At 28.6% G+C, this 25,495-nt stretch carries 23 protein-coding genes and 1 riboswitch; of the genes, 13 read left to right on the top strand and 10 right to left on the bottom strand.

Annotated features, from left to right (window positions below):
• Positions 1 to 109: 109 nt before the first annotated feature.
• Positions 110 to 1,606, bottom strand: coding sequence for a UDP-glucose--hexose-1-phosphate uridylyltransferase (gene galT / locus GOM42_RS07860; protein WP_110077148.1), 1,497 nt, complete (start codon positions 1,604 to 1,606; stop codon positions 110 to 112).
• A 122-nt stretch (positions 1,607 to 1,728) separates the two neighbouring features.
• Positions 1,729 to 2,892 carry a galactokinase gene (locus GOM42_RS07855; RefSeq protein WP_003460744.1) on the bottom strand — a complete coding sequence of 388 codons (1,164 nt, stop codon included), beginning with the start codon at positions 2,890 to 2,892 and terminating at the stop codon, positions 1,729 to 1,731.
• A gap of 225 nt (positions 2,893 to 3,117) precedes the next feature.
• On the opposite strand from GOM42_RS07855, the gene GOM42_RS07850 reads away from it, so the two are divergent.
• Positions 3,118 to 4,140: an aldose epimerase family protein gene (locus GOM42_RS07850; protein ID WP_110077147.1), complete on the top strand. Its 1,023-nt coding sequence runs from the start codon at positions 3,118 to 3,120 to the stop codon at positions 4,138 to 4,140.
• 256 nt (positions 4,141 to 4,396) lie between these two features.
• On the opposite strand, the gene mglC is transcribed toward GOM42_RS07850, so the two are convergent.
• The 3 genes from mglC to mglB form a co-directional block, all read right to left on the bottom strand.
• Positions 4,397 to 5,425: a galactose/methyl galactoside ABC transporter permease MglC gene (gene mglC, locus GOM42_RS07845; RefSeq protein WP_003449090.1), complete on the bottom strand. Its 1,029-nt coding sequence runs from the start codon at positions 5,423 to 5,425 to the stop codon at positions 4,397 to 4,399.
• The gene (mglA, locus tag GOM42_RS07840) at positions 5,397 to 6,944 is read right to left on the bottom strand and encodes a galactose/methyl galactoside ABC transporter ATP-binding protein MglA (RefSeq protein WP_003449162.1); all 1,548 of its coding nucleotides are present in this window, start codon (positions 6,942 to 6,944) and stop codon (positions 5,397 to 5,399) included. The genes mglC and mglA overlap by 29 nt, the downstream gene beginning before the upstream one ends.
• A 74-nt stretch (positions 6,945 to 7,018) precedes the next feature.
• Positions 7,019 to 8,083, bottom strand: a complete 1,065-nt coding sequence (gene mglB, locus GOM42_RS07835) for a galactose/glucose ABC transporter substrate-binding protein MglB (RefSeq protein WP_025647963.1) — start codon at positions 8,081 to 8,083, stop codon at positions 7,019 to 7,021.
• Between the two features lie 217 nt (positions 8,084 to 8,300).
• Between mglB and GOM42_RS07830 the strand changes: the two genes are divergently transcribed.
• Complete coding sequence (locus GOM42_RS07830) at positions 8,301 to 9,314, top strand: substrate-binding domain-containing protein (RefSeq protein WP_110077146.1); 1,014 nt, start codon at positions 8,301 to 8,303, stop codon at positions 9,312 to 9,314.
• A 117-nt stretch (positions 9,315 to 9,431) separates the two neighbouring features.
• On the opposite strand, the gene GOM42_RS07825 is transcribed toward GOM42_RS07830, so the two are convergent.
• Positions 9,432 to 10,271 carry a patatin family protein gene (locus GOM42_RS07825; protein ID WP_252597640.1) on the bottom strand — a complete coding sequence of 280 codons (840 nt, stop codon included), beginning with the start codon at positions 10,269 to 10,271 and terminating at the stop codon, positions 9,432 to 9,434.
• Between the two features lie 122 nt (positions 10,272 to 10,393).
• Positions 10,394 to 10,503, top strand: a riboswitch (TPP riboswitch).
• 75 nt (positions 10,504 to 10,578) lie between these two features.
• Here GOM42_RS07825 and thiD point away from each other — a divergent pair.
• From thiD to GOM42_RS07780, 9 genes are all read left to right on the top strand, one after another.
• The gene (gene thiD, locus GOM42_RS07820; RefSeq protein WP_003460602.1) at positions 10,579 to 11,373 is read left to right on the top strand and encodes a bifunctional hydroxymethylpyrimidine kinase/phosphomethylpyrimidine kinase; all 795 of its coding nucleotides are present in this window, start codon (positions 10,579 to 10,581) and stop codon (positions 11,371 to 11,373) included.
• Between the two features lie 11 nt (positions 11,374 to 11,384).
• Entirely contained in the window at positions 11,385 to 12,182 is a 798-nt protein-coding gene (thiM, locus tag GOM42_RS07815) for a hydroxyethylthiazole kinase (protein ID WP_003460606.1), read from the top strand.
• Positions 12,175 to 12,798: a thiamine phosphate synthase gene (gene thiE / locus GOM42_RS07810; RefSeq protein WP_003460600.1), complete on the top strand. Its 624-nt coding sequence runs from the start codon at positions 12,175 to 12,177 to the stop codon at positions 12,796 to 12,798. Before thiM ends, thiE begins: the two co-directional genes overlap by 8 nt.
• A gap of 230 nt (positions 12,799 to 13,028) precedes the next feature.
• Positions 13,029 to 14,807 carry a DNA helicase RecQ gene (recQ, locus tag GOM42_RS07805; protein WP_252597639.1) on the top strand — a complete coding sequence of 593 codons (1,779 nt, stop codon included), beginning with the start codon at positions 13,029 to 13,031 and terminating at the stop codon, positions 14,805 to 14,807.
• An 89-nt stretch (positions 14,808 to 14,896) separates the two neighbouring features.
• Positions 14,897 to 16,819, top strand: coding sequence for a PrkA family serine protein kinase (locus GOM42_RS07800; protein ID WP_003460607.1), 1,923 nt, complete (start codon positions 14,897 to 14,899; stop codon positions 16,817 to 16,819).
• A 3-nt stretch (positions 16,820 to 16,822) separates the two neighbouring features.
• The gene (yhbH, locus tag GOM42_RS07795; RefSeq protein ID WP_003460597.1) at positions 16,823 to 18,001 is read left to right on the top strand and encodes a sporulation protein YhbH; all 1,179 of its coding nucleotides are present in this window, start codon (positions 16,823 to 16,825) and stop codon (positions 17,999 to 18,001) included.
• Positions 18,002 to 18,027: 26 nt separating this feature from the next.
• On the top strand, positions 18,028 to 19,377 hold the full coding sequence (locus tag GOM42_RS07790; RefSeq protein ID WP_110077143.1) for a SpoVR family protein: 1,350 nt from the start codon (positions 18,028 to 18,030) through the stop codon (positions 19,375 to 19,377).
• A gap of 51 nt (positions 19,378 to 19,428) precedes the next feature.
• Positions 19,429 to 19,965 carry a rubrerythrin family protein gene (locus GOM42_RS07785; protein ID WP_003460610.1) on the top strand — a complete coding sequence of 179 codons (537 nt, stop codon included), beginning with the start codon at positions 19,429 to 19,431 and terminating at the stop codon, positions 19,963 to 19,965.
• A 21-nt stretch (positions 19,966 to 19,986) separates the two neighbouring features.
• Positions 19,987 to 20,337: a hypothetical protein gene (locus GOM42_RS07780; RefSeq protein WP_003453576.1), complete on the top strand. Its 351-nt coding sequence runs from the start codon at positions 19,987 to 19,989 to the stop codon at positions 20,335 to 20,337.
• 46 nt (positions 20,338 to 20,383) lie between these two features.
• Here the strand turns inward: GOM42_RS07780 and pssA are convergent, their stop codons facing one another.
• A complete protein-coding gene (pssA, locus tag GOM42_RS07775) occupies positions 20,384 to 20,905 on the bottom strand; it encodes a CDP-diacylglycerol--serine O-phosphatidyltransferase (RefSeq protein ID WP_003453570.1) in 522 nt (173 codons plus the stop codon).
• Positions 20,906 to 21,219: 314 nt separating this feature from the next.
• Here pssA and GOM42_RS07770 point away from each other — a divergent pair, with 314 nt between their 5' ends.
• Positions 21,220 to 22,101 carry a YegS/Rv2252/BmrU family lipid kinase gene (locus GOM42_RS07770; protein ID WP_003460604.1) on the top strand — a complete coding sequence of 294 codons (882 nt, stop codon included), beginning with the start codon at positions 21,220 to 21,222 and terminating at the stop codon, positions 22,099 to 22,101.
• Between the two features lie 72 nt (positions 22,102 to 22,173).
• The gene (locus GOM42_RS07765) at positions 22,174 to 22,854 is read left to right on the top strand and encodes a hypothetical protein (protein ID WP_011590755.1); all 681 of its coding nucleotides are present in this window, start codon (positions 22,174 to 22,176) and stop codon (positions 22,852 to 22,854) included.
• Between the two features lie 168 nt (positions 22,855 to 23,022).
• Here GOM42_RS07765 and GOM42_RS07760 read toward each other — a convergent pair whose 3' ends face one another.
• The 3 genes from GOM42_RS07760 to GOM42_RS07750 are packed head-to-tail and all read right to left on the bottom strand — an operon-like array spanning position 23,023 to position 25,170.
• Positions 23,023 to 23,715 (bottom strand): amino acid ABC transporter ATP-binding protein, encoded by a 693-nt coding sequence (locus tag GOM42_RS07760; protein ID WP_011590754.1) that lies wholly within the window; start codon positions 23,713 to 23,715, stop codon positions 23,023 to 23,025.
• Positions 23,716 to 23,726: 11 nt separating this feature from the next.
• Positions 23,727 to 24,368 carry an amino acid ABC transporter permease gene (locus tag GOM42_RS07755; RefSeq protein ID WP_003476607.1) on the bottom strand — a complete coding sequence of 214 codons (642 nt, stop codon included), beginning with the start codon at positions 24,366 to 24,368 and terminating at the stop codon, positions 23,727 to 23,729.
• A 13-nt stretch (positions 24,369 to 24,381) separates the two neighbouring features.
• Positions 24,382 to 25,170 carry an amino acid ABC transporter substrate-binding protein gene (locus GOM42_RS07750; protein WP_110077142.1) on the bottom strand — a complete coding sequence of 263 codons (789 nt, stop codon included), beginning with the start codon at positions 25,168 to 25,170 and terminating at the stop codon, positions 24,382 to 24,384.
• Positions 25,171 to 25,495: the final 325 nt, after the last annotated feature.

Here is a 25,495-nt window from a genome sequence, read left to right as displayed (position 1 = left end):
TAATTTATAAAGATTAGTTTGAAGATATTTTAATAATAAAGTATATTAAAATAAATGAGATGTATCAAAATAAAGTGTAAGCTTTATTAATGATACATCTCTATTTTATTTAGCTATTAAGTGAATTTGTAAATCTCTTGAAACCTTCTAAGCCTTCTTCATTTAATTTAAACACACCACAATGCTCTAAAACAGATACGAATTTGTTTGATAATTCTTTATTTACAAAGTCATTTAAATCTGTTGATGATTTTAAATAATCAAATTTCTTCTTTAATTCAAGGGCCCATGGTCTGTGATATTCTTCAATATTATCTAAAGAAATTTCATCCCTTAAGTATTCCTTTATTTTTTCAAGCTCTTTTAAAAGTCTTCCAGGTAAAACAGCAAGTCCCATAACTTCTATTAGGCCTATGTTTTCCTTTTTAATATGATGAACTTCTTCATGAGGATGGAATATTCCAAGAGGATGCTCTTTAGAAGTTCTGTTATTTCTAAGAGATAAATCAACTACGAATTTTCCATCTTCTTTTCTTACCATAGGAGTTATTGTATTATGCATTTCACTATTAGAATAAGCTAATATATCTAAAGTTTCATCTGAATAATCTCTCCATTTTTTTAGTATTAAATCAGAAGCTAATACTAGAGAATCTATATTTTCTCCTCTTAATCTTATAGTAGAAATTGGCCATTTAATAGCTTCACATTCCACATCTTCAAAGCCCTCTATAGAGAAATTAAATAGTTTCTTAGCATCATTCATAGGGAATCTATGATTTCCTCCTTGATAATGCTCATGGGAAAGAATAGAACCTCCAACTATAGGTAAATCAGCATTTGAACCAGCAAAGTAATGAGGGAACCTATCCACAAAACTTAATAAATTTTTAAATGTTGAAATATCTATTTTCATTGGAACATGATTCTCTGAAAGTATTATGCAGTGTTCATTATAATAAAGATAAGGGGAGTATTGAAGCATCCAAGTTCTATCATTAAGATTTAATCTTATCATTCTATGATTAGCTCTATCAGGATGAGTTACTGTTCCCTCATATCCTTCATTTTCTATACATAATAAACATTTTGGATAATTACTTTTAACAGAATTTCTTGCTAAAGCTATTTCTTTAGGGTCTTTTTCAGGTTTTGATAAGTTTATTGTAATATCCATAGTACCATATTTAGATGGTGCCTTAAAATTTATATTTTTAGCTATTCTATCAGTTCTTATATAATTTGAACTTTTACTTAAAGAATAGAAATAATCTGTACTTTCCTTAGGTGAAATAGCATATCTTTTATAAAATTCCTTGTTTATTAAAGATGGCGTAGGTAAAAATATATTCATTATATCACTAGAAAATATGTCTTTTGAATATAAAGCATCTTCTATGATTTTCTTTTCTATAGCTATATTTATTAGTTCATTTAATGTTTCATGAAAAGAAAGCGTAAGCTTCTCTTCACATGGAGTATAACTATTTTCATTAAATAGACTAAGAAGTCTATTTCTAGTATATACAGTGTCCATGTCTTCTATGAGATTATTATTTATTGATATCTCTATTAATCTATCTATTAAAGCATTTAAATTATACATGAAAAATCCCCCTTAATTAAATTGAAGAGGGCATGCATCAAAATAGGTTTTTATAAAACTTACAAAGAGTATGTGTTTGTAAGTTTTATTATTATATTTTGATACAGCCCAAAGGTTTTATTTTAAAGTTCAGTAGGACCATTACCTATAGAAGCAACATAGAATGATGCTTCATATCCTATAGCATCCTTATAAGCCTGTCCAACATTTTTAATAAATTCATCAACATGAGCATTATTAACTATTGCTATGGCACATCCACCAAAGCCAGCCCCAGTCATACGAGCACCTAAAACTCCAGGTTGTTTCCAAGCATTTTCAGCTAAAGTATCTAATTCTTTACCAGTAACTTCATAATCATCTCTAAGAGAAATATGAGACTGATTCATAAGTTGTCCAAATAATTCAAGATTATTTTCTTTTAAAGCTTTTACAGCATCTTTTACTCTTTCATTTTCAGAAATAGCATGTACACATCTACGTAATTTATTAGAATCTTCTATTTTATCTTTATATGTTTCAAATTCTAATGAAGTTAGTTCACAAAGAGAAGAAATATTAGTATATTTCTTTAAAGTGTCTAAAGAATCATCACATTCTTTTCTTCTTTCATTATATTTAGAATCTGCAAGTTCACGTCTTTTATTAGTGTTCATTATAATTATTGAATTATCTCCTAAGTTTAAAGGAACATATTCATAATATAAGCTATTACAATCAAGTAAAATTGCCTTATCCTTTTCACCTAGAGAAATAGCAAATTGATCCATTATACCGCTATTAACACCTATATAAGTATTTTCTACCTCTTTACCTATTAGTGCAGCATCTACCTTTGAAATATTAAGAGAAAAGAAAGTATCTAAAATTTTTACTATTAACATTTCTAAAGATGCTGAAGAGGAAAGACCAGCTCCATTTGGAAGATTTCCATTGATAACTAAGTCAATACCCTTATCTATTTTATATCCTTTTTCTATAAGTACTTTTAGTACTCCTTTAAGATAGTTTGTCCAATTATCCTCTTTTTTATAAGATAAATCATCTAAAGAAAACTCTATTACTCCAAGAGATTCAAAGTTAAGAGAGTAAGCTCTACAAATTCTATCATCTCTTAAGCTTGCTGCTGCAAAAGTTCCAAGAGTTATTGGGCAAGGAAATACGAATCCCCCATTGTAGTCAATATGTTCACCTATAAGATTTATTCTTCCTGGTGAGAAAAATAATGAAGTAGGTTCTTTACCAAAATTATTAATAAAAGTTGATTTAAGTGTATTTAATTCCATGATATACCTCCGAATAGAAAATCTGTAACTTAATTATACGATTACAAAAAATAAAAATCAATTGTTTTACTAAAAATTTTACTAATTTTTTGTTAAGTTATTTTTAAATATAGAATTTTTGATAAAATTCTTAAAACTAGCATGTTTAATAGAGTAAAGATTATTGAAAAACTTATATTAAGTTGTTAAAATCAAACTATAGATATGAGAGGGAGAGTGAATAATTTGGTTATAGAAAGTAAAATTAATGATGAAATAAGTAAAATAGTATTAAAAAATAATAAAGTATCTGTGGAAATATTAAACTTAGGTGCTATTGTAGAAAAAATAAATGTAGAGGATAGATATGGAAATAAAGAAAATATAGTTCTTGCATATAAGGACGAGAAAAGCTATATTGAAAATCCTTCAAGTTTAGGTGCTATAGTAGGAAGAGTAGCAGGTAGAATAGGAAAGGGTTCCTTTAAATTAAATGGTATTAATTATGAATTAGATAAAAATAATAATGGAAACTGCCTTCATGGAGGGTATAAAGGTTTTAGTAAAAAAATTTGGGACTATTCATATAATGAGGATGAAGAAAAATCTACAGCAACATTTACTTGCTTTAGCAAGGATGGAGAAGGAGGATTCCCAGGTAATTTAAAGGTCAAGGTTACTTATTCTCTTGAAGGAGACAAGCTTTCCATAGAATATAGAGCTTATTCAGATAAAGATACAGTAGTAAACTTAACTAATCATTCATATTTTAATTTATCAGGAAACAATAAAAGAAATGTATTAGAACAAAAACTTTATATAGATTCAGATAAAATATGTGAATTAGATAAAAAATTAATTCCAACAGGAGAGTTTTTAAGTGTAGAAAAAACACCTTTTGACTTTAGGGAGTTAAAAAAAATAGGTGAGGATATAAATAAAAACCACTTGCAATTAGAAATTGGATCAGGATATGATCATCCATGGGTTTTAAATAAGAAGGGTGATTTTGATGCAATCTTAGTAGATGAAGAATCAGGAAGAATTATGAAGGTTAAGACAGATCAAAAGGCAGTAGTATGTTATTCAATGAATTTTCCAGATGAATTGCCTTTAGAAAATGGCAAAGTAGCCAAAAAGCATGATGGAATATGTTTTGAAACACAAAACTTACCAGTAGGATATGATGATTGCTTCTTAGATGGAATAATACTTAAAAAGGATGAAGAGTATTATCAAAAAACAACTTTTGAATTTGAGTATATGTAAAAAAATGGAGTGTATCAAAAAACTTTTTATAAAACTTACAAACAGTATGAAGAGAATATCTAGATGAGCTTTAGAATTTAAAGTATTACGGAGAAGATATTACGTTAAGAAGCTGAAACTGTTCGAAGCGAAGCAAGTTTTGAAGCTTTAGTAATATCTTCGGAGTAATACTTATAAATTCTTAGCGAAATCTAGTAATTCTCAGAATATGTTTGTAAGTTTTAATTTGTTATGTTTTGATACATCTCCATTTTTATTAGTTCTTTTTCATGTATTTTCTCATATCAAGAGCTACAGCTAGAACTATAATTAAACCTTTTATAACGAATTGTAAATAAGGGCTAACACCTATAAAAGCTAGACCATAGTTTATAACTTGGAATATTAAAACACCAGTTACTATTCCAGGAACAGTACCAACACCACCAGCAGTGGAAACTCCACCAACAACACAGGAAGCTATGGCATCTAGTTCATACATTTCACCAGTACTAGCAGTAGCACTACCAACACGACCAGCTTCTAGGGTACCTGCAAAACCATAAAGAACTCCAGCTAACATATAAACTAATAAAAGTGTTCTAACAACATTTACACCTGAAACCACAGCAGCTTCTCTGTTACCACCTATGGCATAAAGGTTTTTACCAAATTTAGTTTTATTCCATAAAGTCCAAATTACAGCTATTACAATAATTGCATATATAACTAAATAAGGTATTTTTATATTTCCATATATAGGAATGGAACCAAGTGTAAAATTACTAAAGGATTGGCTAAGACCACCTATTGGCATAGCTCCATATGGAGGTCTATCAAAGTATATTGAGTTAAGTCCATATATTCCTGTCATCATTCCTAGAGTAGCTATAAATGGAGGAACATTAAATTTAGAAACAACTAATCCATTTACAAGACCAACTATTCCACAAACAGCCATTGCTATTAAAATTGGAATGAATATAGGTAATTCAGGTAAATTAGGATACATTTTATATGCATAATCTCCAGCTTGAAGTAAAGAAGCTGATACTACGGCAGCAAGTCCAACTGTTCTACCAGCAGAAAGGTCAGTACCTTCAGTTAAAAGTATTCCTCCAACTCCAAGGGCTATTATTATACGAGAAGAGGATTGGCTTAATATATTAATAAAGTTTTTTAATGATAAAAAATCTGGTGAAATAATACAAATTCCTATTAATAAGGCCACTAAAACTATATAAATAGCATTATTCATTAACCATTGGCTATTTAAATTAAACTTTTTCTTTGATTTGGTTTGCATTGTTAACTCCTCCTGTTACTGATAGATATTTTGCAGATAGATGCATAATTTCCTCTTGGGTAGTCTCATTAGCATTAACTATGCCAGAAACCCTACCATTACTCATGACTAGTATTCTGTCACATACACCTAAAAGTTCAGGCATTTCAGAAGAAACCATAATTATTCCTTTGTCTTCTTTAGCAAGTTCATTTATAAGTTGGTATATTTCGAATTTAGCACCAACATCTATACCTCTAGTAGGCTCATCTAGAAGTAGTATTTCAGGTTTTCTAAGAAGCCATTTTCCAATTACTATCTTTTGTTGATTACCACCAGAAAGGCTACCGATTAGAGTTTTTTGACTTGGAGTTTTTACTTTCATTGAATCTATAACCCATTGAGTATCTTTAGAGATTCTTCCATTTGCTAAAAGACCTGTTGATGTTTTATAACTATCTATATTAGCTATTATAGAATTAAAATCTATAGGTAATTTTCCAAAGATTCCAGTTTGTCTTCTTTCTTCAGTAACAAGTGCAAAACCATTTTGCATAGCCTTAAAAGGCTTACTGTTATCAACTTTTTTGCCATGTAAAATAATATCTCCAGAGCCCTTTTCTCTAAGGCCAAATAAGGTTTCTAAGGTCTCAGTTCTTTTAGCACCAACAAGACCTGCAATTCCTAAAATTTCTCCCTTTCTAAGTTTAAAGGAAACATTCTTTAATTCATTTTTGGCATCACTAAGATTATTTACTTCTAAAATAGTTTCTTTAGGAATATGATCCTTTTTAGGGAATCTATCAGTAAGTTCACGTCCAACCATAAGTTTTATTATTAAATCCATAGTAAGATCTGAAGCTTTTTCAGTAGCAATCCATTTACCATCTCTCATTATGGTAACTTCATCAGAGATCTCTAAGATTTCTTCCATCTTATGAGAGATATAAATTATACTTATTCCTTGCTTTCTAAGTTTATTTATTATTTTAAATAGATGACTTACTTCTTTTTCTGTTAAAGAGGAAGTAGGCTCGTCCATTACTATTATTTTAGAGTTATACGAAACAGCCTTTGCTATTTCAACCATTTGCATTTGAGAAACAGATAGGGTAGAAACCTTATCACGAGGATTAACATTTATATCTAGATCTTTAAAGATTTTTTCTGTTTCATCATACATTTTCTTTTCATCTATAAAAAGTCCTTTTTTAGGATATCTACCAAGCCAAAGATTATCCATAACATTTCTTTCTCTAACTTGATTTAGTTCTTGGTGAACCATAGATACTCCATTATCTAAGGCGTGTTTTGAATTTTTAAATTGTACCTTTTGGCCAGAAATAAAAATTTCTCCTGAATTAGGGTGATATATACCAAATAGACATTTCATTAAGGTTGATTTACCAGCACCATTTTCTCCCATTAATGCATGTACAGAACCTTTTTTTACTTTTAAGGTTACATTATCTAAGGCTTTAACCCCTGGGAATTCTTTAGAGATATTTCGCATTTCTAACAGGTTTGAAGAGTCTTTCATCTTTTTTTACCTCCTGTTTTATTAAGGGCATATATCAAAATTAATTTTGATATAGCCCCTTTATTTTTTATAAATTATTTATATGAATCCTCAGCAACGTTTATATTGTCCTTAGTTATTCCTACATATGGAACACGAATTGATTTTTTATCATCAAGTTTCCAATTAGTTCCTTCAGTTATCTCTTTTCCATTTACTAAATTCATACAAGAATCCACTAGAGCTTGAGCTTGGTTCTTAGCATCGTTTAATACTGTACCAGCCATTTTACCAGCTTTGATTTTATCTAAAGCTTCAGGAATAGCATCAACACCATATATTGGAATAAACTTTTCAGGAGTTCCATCTAAATATCCTGCTTTTTCAAGAGAAGAAATAGCACCTAAAGCCATTCCGTCATTATTACAGATTACCATTTCTATATTGTCACCATTTTTAGCAATCCAAGCATCCATTTTTTCAGTAGCTTTAGTTGAGTCCCACATAGCTGTATCCATTGCTAACTCTTCAGTTTCTATACCAGCCTTGTTTATTGTTTCAATAGAATATTTTGTACGAGCTTCTGCATCAGGATGACCAGGTTCTCCTTTAAGCATTACATATTGTATTTTTCCATCACCATTTTTGTCCCAAGCAGGATTAGCTTTCCAACCTTCTGCCATTACTTCTCCTTGGATTATTCCTGATTCTTCAGAAGTTGTACCAACATACCAAACCTTGTCGTAGCTTTGCATAACAGCTTCGTCTGGTTCCTTATTAAAGAATACTACTGGTAAGTTGTCTGCCTTAGCTTTATCTACTACAGTAGGAGCAGATTTAGGGTCAACTAAGTTTATTGCAAGAATATCAACACCCTTAGCTATCATAGTGTCTACTTGTTCTATTTGCTTAGATTGATTATTTTGAGAGTCATTCATTAATAACTCGGCTTTTCCATTACAAAGTTTTTCTATATTTCTACGTTGGTATGACATGAAGTTATCTTCAAAACTATAAATTGTAGCTCCTATCTTAGGTGAATCGTTTTCTTTTGGTGTATCACCAGATGATCCAGTAGAGCCTGAACCTCCACCACAACCAACTAAAGTACCCATAGTTAAAGCTGAAATTAAAATTAGTGCTAAACCTTTCTTTTTCATAATAAGTCCTCCCTATTTTACCTTAAAACTTTATTGTAATTTTAAGTAAATTATAACATAAAATGGAAATAAAACAAGGGAAATTTGTTAAAAAATAATAAAGAAAGTATTATTTTATATTTGTTTAGTTAAATTTTATATATTATACAAAGAAAAGGTTAGAAAATTTTAGTAAAAAAATATATAATATAAAATAAGAAAAGTAAGGAGTGATTATGTGGCTACTATTAAAGATATTGCAAAGGGTGCTGGAGTTTCAATAGCTACTGTATCTAGAGTTTTAAATTTAGATGAAACGCTTAACGTATCTGAAGAAACAAGAAAAAAAGTAATGGAAATAGCTGAAGAATTAAATTATGTACCAGTAAAAGAAAGAAAAAATAAAATAAAAAATTACACCATAGGAATAGTTTATTGGTACACAGAAATACAGGAATTAAACGATCCATATTTTCTTTCAGTAAGAATGGCTGTTGAGAAAAAGTGTAATGAAGAAAAAATTAAATTTAAACCAATAGATTTTCAAAAGATAATTAATGAAGGAACAAGAGAATATAGGGATTTAGATGGAATATTGGCTATTGGAATATTTGAAGAAGAAGAGATAAGCTTAATGGAGAAGTTATCAAAGAACATAATTTTTGTAGATTCTTCTCCAGAAGAGTGGAAATACGATTCAGTGGTAGTAGATTTTAAGTATGGAGTAAATATTTGTTTAGATTATTTAACATCCTTAGGCCATAAAGATATTGGATATTTAGGTGGTGAATCAATTCCCCATAATGGCAATGAGTCCATAAGAAAGGTAAATTACAGAGAGAAAACCTTTAAAGAATATATGGAGAAAATGGGTAACTATAAAGAAAAGTGGGTTCTAAAGGGAAGATTTTTACCAGAGCATGGTTATGAACTTATGAAGAAGGTATTAAAAGAGAAGGATCTTCCTACAGCATTTTTTATAGCTAGTGATCCTATGGCCATAGGAGCCTACAAAGCAATATTTGAAGAAGGATTAAGAATACCAGAGGATATAAGTATATTAGGTTTTGATGATATATGTACTGCTAAATTTTTAACACCTTCCTTGACAACAATAAAAGTTTTTACAGATCATATGGGAAGTATTGCCGTTGAGACACTTTTAGAGAGAATGAGAACAGGAAGAGAAATAGCTAAGAAAATAGTTTTACCTGTAAAATTAATAGAAAGAGAAAGTTGTAAAAGACTTTAAAGATAAATTTAATTTTATTTACTAAAAGAGACTACATGAAATTTTTTATGTAGTCTCTTTTAGTTATGGTAAAAATAATTTTAAAATATAAATTAAGATTTAAAATAGAGCTTAATATTAAAATAAAGCCTTTATTTTTTCTAAGTTTTTTATGCAGGCATTATATCCATAGTTATAAGCCTCTTCTAATTTAGTTACATCTTTTTCAAAACTTTCAATAGCTTCATCTTCATTTGGTCTTATTATAATCGCCTTACCAGCCTTTTCTAATTCTTCGCAAAATTTTACTGTTTCATTATATTTTATATGTCTTGATAAAAATGTATCTTTTAAGTTAGGGTATTTACGTCCCACTATTTTAGATGCTAACTTATTACTTTTTCCTAAGGTTTTTCTATAACTTTTAGGTCTAGTAAGAACTATTAAGTGTTTTTCATTTCCATCTGCTATAGCTTTTTTTATTGGAATAGGATCTAATAGTCCACCATCATAATATTCATTTCCATTTATTTTTATTGCTGGGGAAAGTATAGGAATAGCGCAAGTTGCTCTTAAAGCCATATATTTTTCATCTTTAACTTTTCCATCTAAGTATTCTGTTTTTCCTGTGTTAGCATTTGTAACACCTACTAAAACTTTTCCCTTATAATTTGAAAGTGCATTAAAATCATAAGGGAAGAGTTTATTTGCTAATTCATCAAATACAAAATCTAAACCAAAGATGCTTCTACACTTAAAGAAGTTAGAAAGACTTAAATATCTCTTATCATTTCTATATTTTTTTAATATTTCAATATTTCTTCCTTTTTGATTAGAAAAATATGAAAAACCATTAGTTATTCCTGCTGAAACTCCAATACAATAAGGAAATATTATATTATTATCAAGAAGAGCATCCATAACTCCTGCACTAAAAATAGGACGAAAAGTTCCTCCTTCTAAAACTAAGCTAACCATAAAATATCCTCCTAAGCTTCATCATATATTTAAGATTATAATCCTTAAATTAAAAAAATTCAAAAAAGGTATGTTGAAAAAGAAAAGGAGCTATGGTATCATTTGGATTAGAAAATAGCATAAAAAATAGCTAGGGGGGCCAGTAGTGTCTGGCTGAGATTAGAAATGAAATTTCTTGACCCTTTAACCTGATCTGGTTAATACCAGCGTAGGGAAGCCCAAGAGACACATATATTTAAATTGATTTTAAAGCATATATAGCCTTAGGGCTGTATATGCTTTTTCTTTTTTAGAAGGAGTGAAAAATATGAGTAAATTATTTAATGCATTAACAATTGCAGGGTCAGATAGTTCAGGGGGAGCAGGAATACAGGCTGATATAAAAGCTTTTTCTGCTAATGGAGTTTACGGAATGAGTATAATAACTGCCATAACAGCTCAGAATACTCAAGGAGTTTTTGGAATAATGGATGTTACTCCTGAAATAATAGAAAAACAAATAGATGTTATTTTTAATGATATAGAAGTAGGTGCCATAAAAATAGGTATGGTATCTAAAATTGAATCAATAAAAGCCATAAGTAATGCTTTAGGAAGAGTAGAAAAATTGCCTCAAATAGTATTAGATCCTGTTATGATTTCAAAAAGTGGATTTAAGCTTTTATCAGATGATGCAAAAAATACTTTAATAGAAAAGTTAATACCGATAGCTACTTTGATAACTCCAAATTTACCAGAGGCAGAAGAATTATTAGGTAGAGAAATACTTACAATAGAAGATATGAAAAAGGCAGCCTGTGATCTTAAAAAATTAGGAGCAAAAAATGTTTTAATTAAGGGTGGACATTTAGAAGGAGAGGCTACAGATATTTTATATGATGGTGAAAACTTTATTCTTTTTAATGAAGAGAGAATAAATACAAAGCATACCCATGGAACAGGATGTACCTTATCATCAGCTATTACAGCTAATTTATCAAAGGGAATGAATATAGTTGATTCTGTGAGATGTGGAAAAGAATATATTACAGGTGCTATAAAAAATGGGTTTGAACTTGGAAAGGGTGTTGGACCAACACAGCATTTCTATAAATTTTACTAGGAGGAATAAAAATGGAAGTTTTAAAAAGAGAAAATCCTTTAATACATATGATAACTAATTATGTTACAGTTAATGATTTAGCACAAGTAACCATTAATTATGGAGGCTTGCCTCTTATGGCTACCCATCATGATGAATTAAAAGAGATAACAAAAATGGCTAATGGATTATTAGTTAATATAGGAACTTTAGAGCCTTACCAAATGGAGTCATCAATGATTTCTATGAAAATAGCAAAGGAAAAAGGAATTCCCTCTGTTTTAGATCCAGTAGGTGTACAAGCATCAAAACTTAGAAAAGATTTTGCTAAAAAATTAATACTAGAGGGAGAGCCTTCACTTATAAAGGGTAATTTAGCTGAAATAAAAACCCTTATAGGTGAAACTTCAAATTCAATTGGGATAGATTCCTTTGATGATTCTTTAAGTGAAAATACAAAAAATAAGATAAAGGAATATGCAAGAGAAAGAAATCTTATAGTAGTTGTTTCTGGAGTGGTTGATTTTATAACTAATGGAGAAGAAAGTGCAAGTGTTAAAAATGGAACTTATAAAATGAGTAAAATTACAGGTACTGGATGTATGTTAGGAGCTTTATTAACACTAGCTTTAAGTTTTTATGACCATAAAGATTTAAGATTTAAAGAAGTGGTTAAAGCAGTATCTACATGGGGAATATGTGGAGAATTAGCTGAGGAAAGATTAAGAGAAAAAGAAGGGTTAATGACATTTAAGCATAATCTTTTAGATGAACTTTCAATTATTAATGATGAAACAATAAAGGAAAGGGAGAAGGTTATTTATGATTAATAAAGATTACAAAAAATTATATTTAGTAACAGACTATAGAATTCCCTTTAATGAGCTTTTAGAAAAAACAAAGGAAGCTTTAATTGGAGGGGTATCCATTGTTCAATATAGAGCAAAGAATAAAAAAACTAAAGAAATGTGTAAGGAAGCTAAGGAGTTAAAAAAGCTTTGTGATGAGTTTGGAGCATTATTCTTAGTAAATGATAGAATAGATGTAGCCTTAGCAGTAAAAGCTAATGGAGTTCATATAGGACAAGATGATATGGAAGTTTTCATAGCAAGAGAAATAATGCCAAAGGATGCAGTTATAGGTGTTACTGTTCATAATAAAGAGGAAGCTTTAAAAGCTATAAAAGAGGGAGCAGATAACTTAGGTGTTGGAGCTTTATTTTCAACTAATAGTAAAGATGATGCAACATTAATGACCTTAGAAACCTTAAGAGAGATAAAATCTGTTTCTAATATTCCACTTTATGGAATTGGAGGTATAACTCCTTATAACTTAAATAAGGATATTTTAGAAAATCTAGATGGGGTAGCTGTCATATCTGCTTTGTTAAATAGTGATAATATAAGAGAAAAAAGTAAGGAATTTTTAAATATTCTTAGTAAATAAAAATTTTTGAATATTAAACTTAAAATATGAAATAATCAAAAAGAGGTTCTTAAGTTATAGAATCTCTTTTTTATTTAGAGTTTATTTTATAGTATAATATTTATAATTTAAGGACTATTTTAACTAAACCTTAATTTTAAATAGGTATAAATTTTATTTTACATATGCTTAGTTTAGATGTGGTCTTAATTTTATATAAGTTAGATAAGTAGTGATTTTAGGAGAAGGATATGAGAAGAGAGTTTGAGGTATTAAATAATATTTTTGGATATAGGGACTTTAGAAAAGGGCAACAGGAGGTAATAGATAAGATTTTAAATGGAAAGGATGTATTTTGTATATTACCTACTGGAGGAGGAAAATCTTTATGTTATGAAATACCTGCTTATATTTTTAAAGGAACAACACTTGTTATTTCTCCCTTAATATCTCTTATGAAGGATCAAGTTGATAACTTAAATTCCTTAGGAATTAATGCTGCTTATATAAGTGGAGGAAATGACTTTGAAGAGGTTAAAAATATAATTAGGAAATTCATAAAAGGAGAATTTAAGCTTCTTTATGTATCACCGGAGAGATTAGAAAATAAATATTTTTTAGATAATATAGATAAGGCTAATATTACACAAATTGTAGTTGATGAAGCCCACTGCGTATCAATGTGGGGCCATGACTTTAGAAAAAGTTATAGCAAGATAAAACCATTTATTTGTAATCTAAAAAAAAGACCAATTATTACAGCCTTTACAGCTACGGCTACAGAGATAGTTATGAAGGATTCCATTGAACTTTTAGGTCTCCATAATCCCTTTATTTATAAGGGTAGCTTTAGTAGAGATAATTTAGAGATAAATGTATTAAAAGAAGTTGATAAATTAGAAATTATAAGTGAAATTATAAGTGAACATGAGGAAGAGTCAGGAATAATTTATTGCTCAACTAAAAATGAAGTTGAGGAGCTTTATAAACATATGATTTATAGAGGGAAAAGTGTAGGGAAATATCATGGATCTTTAAAAGATAAGGAAAAAAATTATTACCAAGAAGAATTTTTAAATGATAATTTTAAGGTTATGATTGCCACAAATGCTTTTGGTATGGGAATTGATAAGCCTGATGTTAAGTTTATAATACATTCAACATTTCCAAAAAGTATAGAAAATTATTATCAAGAAATAGGCCGTGGAGGAAGAGATGGAAGCTTAGCTAAGTGTTATCTTCTTTATTCAGAGAAAGATATAAGAGTCATGGATTATTTAATAAGTTCAACTACAGAACTATCTAGAAGAACTATAGAGCTTAAAAAACTAGAAAAAATAATAGAGTTTTGTAATTATGATAAGTGTCTTAGAAAATATATTTTAGATTATTTTGGAGAGGAAAATTCCATAAAGTATTGCAACAATTGTACTAACTGCTTAAAAAATAGTGATTTAATAGATATGACATTAGAGGCACAAAAAATATTATCATGTATATATAGAACAAAGGAAGCCTTTGGAGAAAGTGTTTTAATAGATATTTTAAGGGGGATTCATGGGCCAAAGATTGAAAAATATAAGCTATACGAGCTTTCAACCTTTGGAATAATGAAAGAATATACAAGTAAGTATATAAAGGACATAATAAAGGAGCTTTTATCTATTAAGGCTTTAGAGAGAAAAGAAGGAACATATTCTATGCTAAAGTTAAATAGAAAATCTATAGGAATATTAAAGGGAGAAGAAAAGGTACTTTTAGAGGTTAATAATAATGAAGAAAGCATGTGCATGGATTTAGAACTTTTCAAGAAACTTCGCATTTTAAGAAAAGATATATCAAGAAGAGAAGGAGTAAAACCATATATAGTTTTTACAGATTCAATGATTATGGAGATAATAAATAAAAATCCTAAAAGTAAAGAGGATTTAAAAAATATTAGGGGCTTTGGAGAGAAGAAAATAACAAAGTATGGACCTTTTATTCTTACAACCTTAAGAGATTATGAAAAGTATGGAAAAAGAAATTAGTTTTACTAATTTCTTTTTTGTTTTATAAGGATATTTTGTCATAGAACATAATAGATAAGGAATATATTTAGGGTAAAGGAGGGATTACAATGGATTTTAAAGAGTTTATAAAAAGCGATAGGGAAAAACATAATAAGCAGAAGTTTAAGGGAACATTTCTTGATTATTTAGAAATTGTAAAAAATAATCCTGATGTTGCAAAACTTTCTCATAAAAGGATTTATGATCTTATTATGGATAAGGGCTTTGAAATATTAAGACCTGAGGAAAATGCAAAAATTAAAAAGATATATGGTAATGAAAAAATAAAGAGATATAACTTTTTTAAAGAAGATTTTTATGGAATTGATACAGTTGTGATGAAATTAATGAATTATTTTCATTCAGCTTCAATGAGGGGAGAAGAAGCAAGACAAGTATTATACTTAGTAGGACCTGTAGGAGCTGGTAAATCCTCTTTAGTAGAATCAATTAAAAGAGTTTTAGAAACAGCACCGCCAGTATATGTTTTAGATGGATGTCCTATGCATGAAGAGCCACTGCATTTAATACCTAAACATTTAAGAAAAGAATTTGGGGATATGTTAGGTGTTGAGATTGAAGGAGATTTATGTCCAGTTTGTAAGTATAGATTATTAAATGAATTTGGTGGAGAATATGAAAAGTTTCCAGTTTCAACAAAGAATTTTTCAATTCGTTCTAGAAAAGGAATTGGAGTTGTACCTCCAGTAGATCCTAATAACCAAGATACCTCAATTTTAACAGGATCTATTGATATTTCTAAAATGGACATGTATCCAGAGGATGATCCAAGAATATTCTCATTAAACGGTGCATTTAATGTTGGTAATAGAGGGTTAGTTGAATTTATTGAAGTATTTAAAAATGATGTGGAATATTTACACACCATAATAACTGCAACTCAAGAAAAATCTATTCCTTCACCAGGTAAGGGATCAATGATTTATTTTGATGGACTTATAATAGCTCACTCTAATGAAGCTGAGTGGAATAAATTTAAATCAGATCATACTAATGAAGCAATCTTAGATAGAATAGTAAAAATTGAAGTTCCATATTGTTTAGAGCTTAGTGAAGAAATTAAAATTTATGAAAAAATATTAAAGAAATCTAATTTTGATGCTCATATAGCTCCTCATACTATGGAAATTGCTTCAATGTTTGCTATATTAACAAGATTACTTCCTTCTATGAAAGTTGATCCAATTACTAAACTTAAACTTTATAATGGAGAGGAAATTGTTGAAAAGGGAACAACTAAGAGAATTGATGTTTTAGAGTTAAAAGAAGAAGCTGGAACCATGGAAGGCATGAAGGGAATTTCAACAAGATTTATTATAAAGGCAATAGATAATGCTCTATCAAATGCAGAGCATAAGTGTATAAATCCACTAAGCGTTATGGAAAGTATAATAAAATCTGTTAAGGATATGGATATATCTCAAGAGGATAAGAAGAAATATTTAGGATATATTCAAGATACCATAAGAAAAGAATATAATAAGATTCTTGAAAAAGAAATTACAAAGGCATTTATTCACTCTTTTAAGGAGCAAGCAGAAAGTTTATTTAATAATTATATAGATAATGCAGAGGCTTATGTAAATAAAACAAAACTTAAGGATTCTTCAACTAGTGAAGAGTTAGAGCCAGATGAAGAATTTATGAGAAGCATAGAGGAACAAATAGGAATATCAGAATCTTCTTCCAAGGGATTTAGGGCAGATGTAACATCATATATGTTCTATATAGTTAGAAGTGGCGGAAAAATGGACTATAGATCTTATGAACCACTAAAAGAAGCTATTGAAAAGAAACTAACAGCTTCAGTTAAGGATTTATCAAGAATAATAACTAAATCTAGAGTAAGAGATAAAGATCAAGATAGAAAGTATAATTCAATGGTAAATCAAATGGAGAAAAATGGTTATTGTCCACATTGCTGCGATGTAATATTAAAATATGCAGCTAATAACCTATGGAAGGATTAAAATATGGCCATATTTAGAGATCAAGCAGAAAACCATGTAGAACATGATAGATCTATAGAGGATAGAAGACGTCACAGGCAGTTAGTAGAAAAATCTATTAAAGAAAATTTAGGAGATATACTTTCAGAGGAGAGCATAATTGGAGAAACTAAAAATAAAAAATATAAAATTCCTATTAGAGGAATAAAGGAATATCAATTTATTTATGGTGCAAATAATAAAGGGGTCACAACAGGTACTGGAGAAGAAAGACGAGGGGATAGAATTTCTAGTGATAAGAGAAAAGCTATTTCTAATAATAAAGCAGGAAATCAGGAGGGAAAGGATATATATGAAACTGAGATAACCTTAGAGGAACTTATGGATTATATAGTTGAGGATCTTGATTTACCTAACTTAGATAGGAAGAAGTACTCTGAAATAATAGTTGAAAGTGCAGCTAAAAAAAGAGGATATCAAAAATATGGTGTAAGGCCAAGGCTTGCAAAGAAAAAAACTGTTATGTGTAAAATAGCTAGAAAACAAGGAAAAAAAAGAGCATTGCGTGAAATAGGAGAAGAAGCGGAAATAGGAAGATTTCCTTTTAGAGAAGATGACTTAAGATATTATAAAGTGAAAAAACATCCTAAAAAAGAAAGCAATGCTGTAATGATTTTTATAATGGACGTTTCAGGTTCTATGGATAACACTAAAAAATATTTAGCTAGATCATTTTTCTTTGTTTTATCTAGGTTTATAAGGAGAAAATATAATAATGTAGCCTTTGAATTCATATCTCATACTACTACAGCTAAGAATGTTAATGAATATGAGTTTTTCCACAAAGGGGAATCTGGAGGAACGTATATATCTTCGGGAATAAATGCTGCCATAGATTTAATAAAAGAAAAGTATAACCCAGGCGTTTGGAATATATATCCTTTCTATGCTTCAGATGGCGATAACTGGAGTGAAGATAATGAAAAAGCTATGGAAGCTGTAAATGAAATTTCAGATTTAAGTAATATGTTTGGATATATAGAGCTTTTACCATCCACTTATTCCACTACAATGTTCTACAGATTTAAAAAAGAAATAAGTAAGAAAAATTTTGTCTCTGTAACTGTAAAGGAAAAGAAGGATCTGTGGAATGCTATAAAATATATGCTATCTGAAGAACTACAGGAAAAGAATAAGGAATGAGAGTTTTAAGATAAGGGGCTTTAAATATGGATTATAATTTAAAAGATTTAGAAGGATGGAACAATAAGATAGAAGAAATAGCAAAGAGTGAAGGACTAGATTATTATCCTCAGGAATATGAAATTATAGGCTATAATGAAATGCTAAGTTATGAAGCATATGTAGGAATGCCTTCTAAATATCCACATTGGAGTTATGGTAAGGCTTATGAAAAGAATAAAACCTTATATTCATTAAATATGACAGGATTACCATATGAGATGGTTATAAATTCTAATCCTTGCCTAGCTTATTTAATGAAGGATAACACTTTATTGCTTCAAATATTAACTATGGCTCATGTATATGGTCATAATGATTTCTTTAAAAATAATAGATTGTTTAAAGAAGGAACAGATGCAAATAATGCTTTAGAAATGTTTAAGCTAGATGCAGATACTATAAGAGGATATATAAATGATCCAAGTATAGGTTATAGCCAAGTTGAAAGAATATTAGATTCTGCTCATTCCATAAGATATCAAGTGCCAAGGGTTATAGGTGAAAAGAGGGAGTCGCAAGATGAGCAGAGAAAAAGAGTATTAGAGATATTTAATAAGAAAAAAGAAAATAGAGGTATTTTAGACTCTATGGAAGAAATACTTCCTCCTGATATAAGTAAAATTCCACTTAATCCAGATGATGATATTATTCAGTTTATAATAGACTATAGTAATTTAGAAGAGTGGGAAAAAAATATTCTAAAAATAGTTAGAAGAGAAAGCTTATACTTTTTACCACAAATAGAGACTAAGATAATGAATGAAGGCTGGGCAAGTTATTGGCATTATAATATTTTGAAAAAGTTAAATTTACCACAGGGACTTCATTTAGAGTTTTTAAAAAGACATAATGATGTTGTGGCTCCTGTTTCTTATGGACTTAACCCTTATTATATAGGTTTTAGAATTTTTCAGGATATAGAAAAAAGGTATGGCAGAGAAAAGATCTTTGAAGTAAGAGCATTAGAAAGAGATAATTCCTTTATAAGAAAATATTTAACTAGGGAGCTTTGTGAGGAGCTTAATTTATTCCAGTATGTTAAAAAGGGATTTGATTATGTTGTAGAGGAAGTTTCTGATGATTTAGGATGGAAGATTATTAGGAATCTTATTGCAGATGAATGCGGTGTAAGCTCTATTCCACATATTAGAGTTAGAGAGCTAAATAAAAAAGATATGACTTTAAATTTAGAGCATGTTTTTGATGGAAGAGAATTAGAAGCTAATTATGCAAAGAAAACCTTAAAGTATATAAATATTTTATGGGGAAGAAAGGTAAATTTAAGTAGTAAGGGTAAAGATGGGTCAGATATATTATTTATGTGTGATGAATAGGAAAAAACTTTCATATTATAGAATATAAATAATATAAAATATGGAGTTAATATGAAAAGTTTAAAAGGATCTCAAACTGAAAAAAATCTTTACAAAACCTTTGCAGGAGAATGTCGTGCTCGAACAAAATATAATTTATTTGCTGAAGAGGCAAGAGAGGAAGAACAACATTGGATAGCAGATATCTTTGATGAAACTGCTAAGAATGAATATGCTCATGCTAGAGAAGTTTTTAGAAGATTTTTAGGTAATGTAGGAGACATACTAGATAACCTTATGGTAGCAGCTATGGGGGAAAGTGATGAATTTAAAGAAATATATAAAGAGTTTGAAGAAACAGCACGTAGTGAAGGCTATGAGGAAATAGCAGACTTTTTTAAGGAACTTAGAGAGGTAGAGGAATCTCATAATGAAAGATATATGGACTTTTATGATAAGGTTAAATCAAAAAGTTTATATTCATCAAAAGAACCTGTGAAATGGGTATGTACAAATTGTGGATATATCCATGAAGGAAAAGAAGCTCCAATGAATTGTCCTCTATGTAGATTCCCTCAAGGATACTTTAGACTTTTAAATGAATGTTAGTATTAAAGAGGAGAATTTTAAATGGGACAAATCGAGATTTTTAGAAAACATTTTAAAGAAGTTAATAATTTAAGTGTTGTTTTAAGTAGTTATGCTAATACCTATAGACTTTTAGTTGGAGCTGCTGGAGAATTAAATAATATATCCAAAGTTAGAAAGAGAGATTTAGATGATGCCTTAGATAGAGTTGATGAAATGGGAAAGATAATAGATTCTATTTTAGAGGTCATTAAGGATAATGAAGAAGCTTATATTAAGTATATAAAACTTAAATCTAAATTTATAATGGAAAAGGCTTCAAAGGATATAATACAAACTGAAGTAGAGCAGGACTTACTTTTTGAAAACTCTAATAGAGAGGAAGAAGAATAAATAATAAAAAATCCTATTAAAGAAAATTCTTTAATAGGATTTTTTGTTAAAATTTCTTTAATTGTAAATTACTAACCATTAAGTAAGAGAATACAACTAAAATTACTACTGGGAATAAAATATTTAAAGTAAACTTTATTGATAATAAAATAAATAAAGCAACAACAGCTCCAGCAATAGTTATAGGTACTCCTCTAAATACACCGTCAAATTCAGTTGCATTGTATCTAGCTAATCTGAAAGCTCCACAAATAGGGAAGCAAAGTAATAATGCATAACCTATAATTCCCATAGGACCTAAAGATTCAAAATTATAAAATACAAAAGTTAATACTGATGGTGCCACACCAAATGATACTAAATCCGCTAAAGAATCTAGTTCCTTACCAAGATCACTAGAAACATTTAAATAACGAGCAACTCTTCCGTCATATCTATCAACTAATCCAGCAAGAAGTATAAATATTGCTGCTAATAAATACTCTGATTTAAATGTTGCTAATAATGATAATATACCAAAAGATAGGTTTATAAAAGTAAATATATTTGGTATACTACTTTTTCTCATATAATCACTCCTAATAAAAATATTAACAATAATAAAATTATATTAATGTAAATCCCAAAATTAAATATATCTTAGAACAAAATAACTTTGGACTAATTGTGAATAAAAAGTTAAAACATAGATATTATTGCATAATTTTTAGTATAAGTCAAAATGTAATTACTTATACAGCATTATCGACAATAGGATTAACAAATGATATAATTTTATAATATTGTAGGGTTTGTATAATATATTAAAAATGATACCATTAATTGAAAGAAATATCAATTTAATTTATTTATAGTAAGTAATTAAAAGTGGAGGGTAAGACATTGAAGAAAGTAAGATTTATATATAACCCATATTCGGGAGAGAATGCTATTTTAAAGGAACTTGATAAAATAATCACTATGCATCAGGATAAGGGATATACTATAGTTCCCTATAGAATTCAAAGGGGAGTAGATGTAATAAATGCTCTAGATATAGTAGATTCTACTTATGAATACATACTTATTGCAGGTGGAGATGGAACTATAGACACTGTTGTAAATGCTATGAAAAAAAGAGGAATAGAAATTCCAATAGGAATTATTCCAGTGGGAACAGCAAATGACTTTGCAAAACATTTAGGTATGCCTCAAGATGCAGGTGCATGTGTTGAGCAAATATTAGATTCTTATGCAGTTGGAGTAGACCTAGGTAAGGTAAATGATAATTACTTTGTAAATGTATTATCTACAGGATTATTTACTGATGTATCTCAAAAAACAGATACAAATTTAAAAAATACAATAGGTAAATTAGCATATTATTTAAAAGGTTTAGAAGAATTGCCTAACTTTAGAAAACTAGATGTTAAAATAACTGCTAATGGCAAGGTGTTTAATGAGCCTATATATTTAATGCTTGTGTTTAATGGTCAAACAGCAGGAAACTTTAAATTAGCAACTAAGGCTAAGGTTCAGGATGGACTTTTAGATATAGTTATATTTAAGGCTTGTCATATTCCAGAATTAATACCTATGTTTATAAAGGTATTAAAGGGAGAACACTTAGAAGATTCTAGAATTGAGTATATAAGAACAGATGAGCTTCTTATAGAATCTGATGAGGAAATAGTTACAGATATAGATGGAGAGAGAGGGCCAGATTTCCCATTAAGAGTTCAATGTATTAAAGATGGAATACAAGTTTTAGGAATAAATAAGTAATATAAATAATAACTTATAGTAATGAGATTTAATATGTAAACAAGATAGGTGAGAAATAAATTAGGAGGAATTATGAATCAAACATTTATTTATTACACAGTATTGTTTCTTATAATTTTCATTACTATAAGTAATTTAGTAGAAAATTATAGGTATTCACCTAAAAAAATAAAAAATATAATAGGTATAGCTTTTTTGTTGCAAATTATAAGAATCGTATCCTTAATAGCATTAGCTTTAGTAAGTGATCAAAGGTATATAAGTTTATTTAAATATGTAGGTTTTTTAGATATAATATATATTCCTTTAATGGCATTAATAGCCTTTTATATTTTACTTAGAAGTGACAAGATAAATTTTCAGTTTTTTAAATTTGCACCAATGGTATTAACAGGATTTTATATTGGAGTAATAACTATTTTTAAACCTTTTTTTAAGATGTCTTGGGAATATGGTTACGTAATTACAACGGAAAAACAAATTTTACTTAAATCCATATATATTCTTTTTTTAGTAGCTATATTAAGCTTTTTAATACTTTTTAAAAAGGAAAACCATTCTGATAAAAAAGGTATAGTATTTTTAGGGGTGACCTTAGCTTTTATAATAATAGAAAACTCCTTAGAATTATTAGGAGTTAGATTTTTAAATGGTGCTATAATTAGTGAGCTAATATTATGTATTTTAGGTTTTTATATAGTTTTAACTTTTAAGAAAAATAGAATTTCTATAAGGGACTGTATCAAGAGTTAATAATAAAACTTATAAACAGATTCTGAGAATTACTAGATTCTAAGTGAAAGTCAAAGTCTAGTAATTCTCTTTATACTATTTATAAGTTTTGCTTAAGTAATTTTGATACATTCCCTTATTTTTTGAGGTAATAATAGAGTAAAAATAAAATTTAAAAAGTTAAGTGGATTAGATCCAAAACTCTTTTGAAGGTATATCCTCTAATATTTTTCCAGAATCTAATTTTATAATTCTTGAAGAGACCTCTTTTGCAAATTCCATATCATGAGTTATTATTAATACTCCAATATTTTCCTTAGCTAAGGATTTTATAATATTTGAAACATCCTTAGTTAAAGATGGGTCTAAGGCTGAGGTAGGTTCATCAAAACATATATATTTAGGGTTTAACATTAAAGCTCTAGAAATGGCAACTCTTTGTTTTTGCCCACCTGATAGTTCACAAGGGTAAGATCTAGCTTTATCTTCTAAAGAAAGTTTAGAAAGAATTTGCAATGCTTTTTTAGTAGCCTCTTCTAGGGAAAGGTTTAGAGTGTGCATTGGAGCTAAAATTAAGTTTTCTAAAATATTCATATGAGGAAAAAGATTGAAGGTTTGAAATACTAGTCCTATTTTTTTGTGAATTTCCTTTTGTGCTTTGGAATCTTTATATATTCCCTTTTCGCAAATTTTTAAAGAATCTAAGGTTATATCTCCAAAGTCACAGGTTTCAAGTCCATTTAAAATTCTAAGTATTGTTGTTTTACCAGCTCCAGAGGGGCCTAGTAAGGTTAATATTTCTCCTTCCTTAAGAGTGAAGGAGATGTTTTCTAATATCTTATTCCCCTTAAAGGATTTCTCTAAGTTTTTTATTTCTATCATTTTTAATCCTCCTAATTATAATATGAATATTTTTTCTCTAATCTATTAAATATTTTAGTTAGAATTCCTATTAACAGTAGATATATTATGCCTATTAAAAACAAGGGAAGGAGAGAAGCATCTCTGTTACTTGCAATTTTACCAGCTCTTAAAAGTTCACCTATGCCAACTACATAAACTAAGGATGTATCTTTAACTAAGGTAATAACTTCATTAGCAATTGAAGGCAAAGTCTTTTTAAATGATTGAGGAAGAATTATCTTTTTAAAGGTAAACCATTTTGAAAGACCTAGGATTTTACTTGCTTCAAATTGTCCTTTATCAATATCTTTTATACCAGATCTAAATATTTCGCCAAAATAAGCTGCGTAATTTAAGGTGAATGCTATTATGGCAGCTGGGAATCTATCTATGCTAACTCCTATTATTGGTAGTCCAAAAAATATAAATATTAGTTGTAATAATAAAGGGGTTCCACGCATAACTAAAACATATAAAGATGATATAAAGTTTACTATTTTAATATTTGATAATCTAAGTATTGCAACTATTATTCCTAAAGGAATAGATAAAAGTAGTGTTAATATAAAAACACCTAATGTATTTTTTAAGCCTTCTATTATTGAGGGCATTAAAGTAATAATATAATTCAAAGTTAATACCTCCTTATTTCTCTAAATCTTTTCCAAACCATTTATTAGATATTTTAGCTATAGTTCCATCCTCTTTCATATCTTCTAAAGTTTTATTTAAAGGATCTATTAAATTAGAATTTTTTCTAAGTCCTATGCTATAACTTTCTTCCCCTAAGTCTTCAGTAAGAACATGAAATTTACTAGGGTCATTTTTAAAAATATAATACTGAGCAAGAATTTCATCACAAACAACTGCGTCACTTCTTCCAGCTTCTAAATCCATAAAGCAATCATTAAAGCTATCAAAAAGAACAGGCTCTCCATTTTTAAAGGATTTAGTTAGTTCTGGATTTTCAAATAGAGTGTCAAGAGAGCTAGAACCATCTTGAGTAGTTACAGTTTTTCCTTTTAAATCCTTTAAAGTATTTATATTAGAATTAGAAAGGGTAACTATAACTTGTCTATTTTTTAAGTATGAATTTGTAAATGCAACTTTTTTTTCTCTTTCAGGTGTCATGGTATATCCATTCCAAATTAAATCTATATTTCCATTAGTAAGTTCAGTTTCTTTCATTGACCAATCTATTGGTTGGAAAATAACTTTTAAATTCATACGCTTAAAAGCTTCTTTTGCTAAATCAACATCAAAACCAACTATGTCCCCTTTTTCATTTTTAAAACCCATAGGAACGAAAGTGTCATCTATTCCTATAATTATTGTGTTACTATCTTTTTTAGTTTCTATTTTCTTTGAGGAACAACCAAAAATAAGAATAGATAAAATTACTATGCTAATTAATAAAAATAATAACTTTTTCATATCTTTCTCCTTTCGATTTATTACATTAATACTTTATCATGATGAAGTAATAAAGTCAAATGAGAAATGAAATAATTTTATTTAAATATTGACAAAACGTTGCATTTTAGAGTTTATATAATATAATAAATTAGAGAGTTATGTAATTTTTTATTTATAGGTGGTGAAACTAAATGGAAGATAGCCCTCGAGAAGATAGGTGCAATTTTAAATTAAATATTATAAGAAAAGAGGGAAGTTATTTTCTAGATTAGATTAAACTTATAATATACTTCTCCTTTTCTTAAAAATGAAATTTAATTTTAAAATTTTTTTAAAATTAAAA

The organism is Clostridium sp. 16K-1-R1, assembly GCF_023921145.1.
GTDB lineage: Bacteria > Bacillota > Clostridia > Clostridiales > Clostridiaceae > Sarcina > Sarcina perfringens.
This window is presented reverse-complemented; position numbering and strand designations above follow the sequence as displayed.

Bases quoted from the DNA above. Each gene is read 5' to 3' on its own strand.
- mglC (WP_003449090.1), bottom strand. From the start codon at position 5,425: ATGCAAACCAAATCAAAGAAAAAGTTTAATTTAAATAGCCAATGGTTA.
- mglA (WP_003449162.1), bottom strand. From the start codon at position 6,944: ATGAAAGACTCTTCAAACCTGTTAGAAATGCGAAATATCTCTAAAGAA.
- GOM42_RS07750 (WP_110077142.1), bottom strand. From the start codon at position 25,170: ATGAAAAAGTTATTATTTTTATTAATTAGCATAGTAATTTTATCTATT.
- recQ (WP_252597639.1), top strand. From the start codon at position 13,029: ATGAGAAGAGAGTTTGAGGTATTAAATAATATTTTTGGATATAGGGAC.
- GOM42_RS07800 (WP_003460607.1), top strand. From the start codon at position 14,897: ATGGATTTTAAAGAGTTTATAAAAAGCGATAGGGAAAAACATAATAAG.
- thiM (WP_003460606.1), top strand. From the start codon at position 11,385: ATGGAAGTTTTAAAAAGAGAAAATCCTTTAATACATATGATAACTAAT.
- GOM42_RS07760 (WP_011590754.1), bottom strand. From the start codon at position 23,715: ATGATAGAAATAAAAAACTTAGAGAAATCCTTTAAGGGGAATAAGATA.
- GOM42_RS07855 (WP_003460744.1), bottom strand. From the start codon at position 2,892: ATGGAATTAAATACACTTAAATCAACTTTTATTAATAATTTTGGTAAA.
- mglB (WP_025647963.1), bottom strand. From the start codon at position 8,083: ATGAAAAAGAAAGGTTTAGCACTAATTTTAATTTCAGCTTTAACTATG.
- GOM42_RS07780 (WP_003453576.1), top strand. From the start codon at position 19,987: ATGGGACAAATCGAGATTTTTAGAAAACATTTTAAAGAAGTTAATAAT.
- yhbH (WP_003460597.1), top strand. From the start codon at position 16,823: ATGGCCATATTTAGAGATCAAGCAGAAAACCATGTAGAACATGATAGA.
- GOM42_RS07765 (WP_011590755.1), top strand. From the start codon at position 22,174: ATGAATCAAACATTTATTTATTACACAGTATTGTTTCTTATAATTTTC.
- GOM42_RS07825 (WP_252597640.1), bottom strand. From the start codon at position 10,271: ATGGTTAGCTTAGTTTTAGAAGGAGGAACTTTTCGTCCTATTTTTAGT.
- thiE (WP_003460600.1), top strand. From the start codon at position 12,175: ATGATTAATAAAGATTACAAAAAATTATATTTAGTAACAGACTATAGA.
- galT (WP_110077148.1), bottom strand. From the start codon at position 1,606: ATGTATAATTTAAATGCTTTAATAGATAGATTAATAGAGATATCAATA.
- thiD (WP_003460602.1), top strand. From the start codon at position 10,579: ATGAGTAAATTATTTAATGCATTAACAATTGCAGGGTCAGATAGTTCA.
- GOM42_RS07790 (WP_110077143.1), top strand. From the start codon at position 18,028: ATGGATTATAATTTAAAAGATTTAGAAGGATGGAACAATAAGATAGAA.
- GOM42_RS07785 (WP_003460610.1), top strand. From the start codon at position 19,429: ATGAAAAGTTTAAAAGGATCTCAAACTGAAAAAAATCTTTACAAAACC.
- pssA (WP_003453570.1), bottom strand. From the start codon at position 20,905: ATGAGAAAAAGTAGTATACCAAATATATTTACTTTTATAAACCTATCT.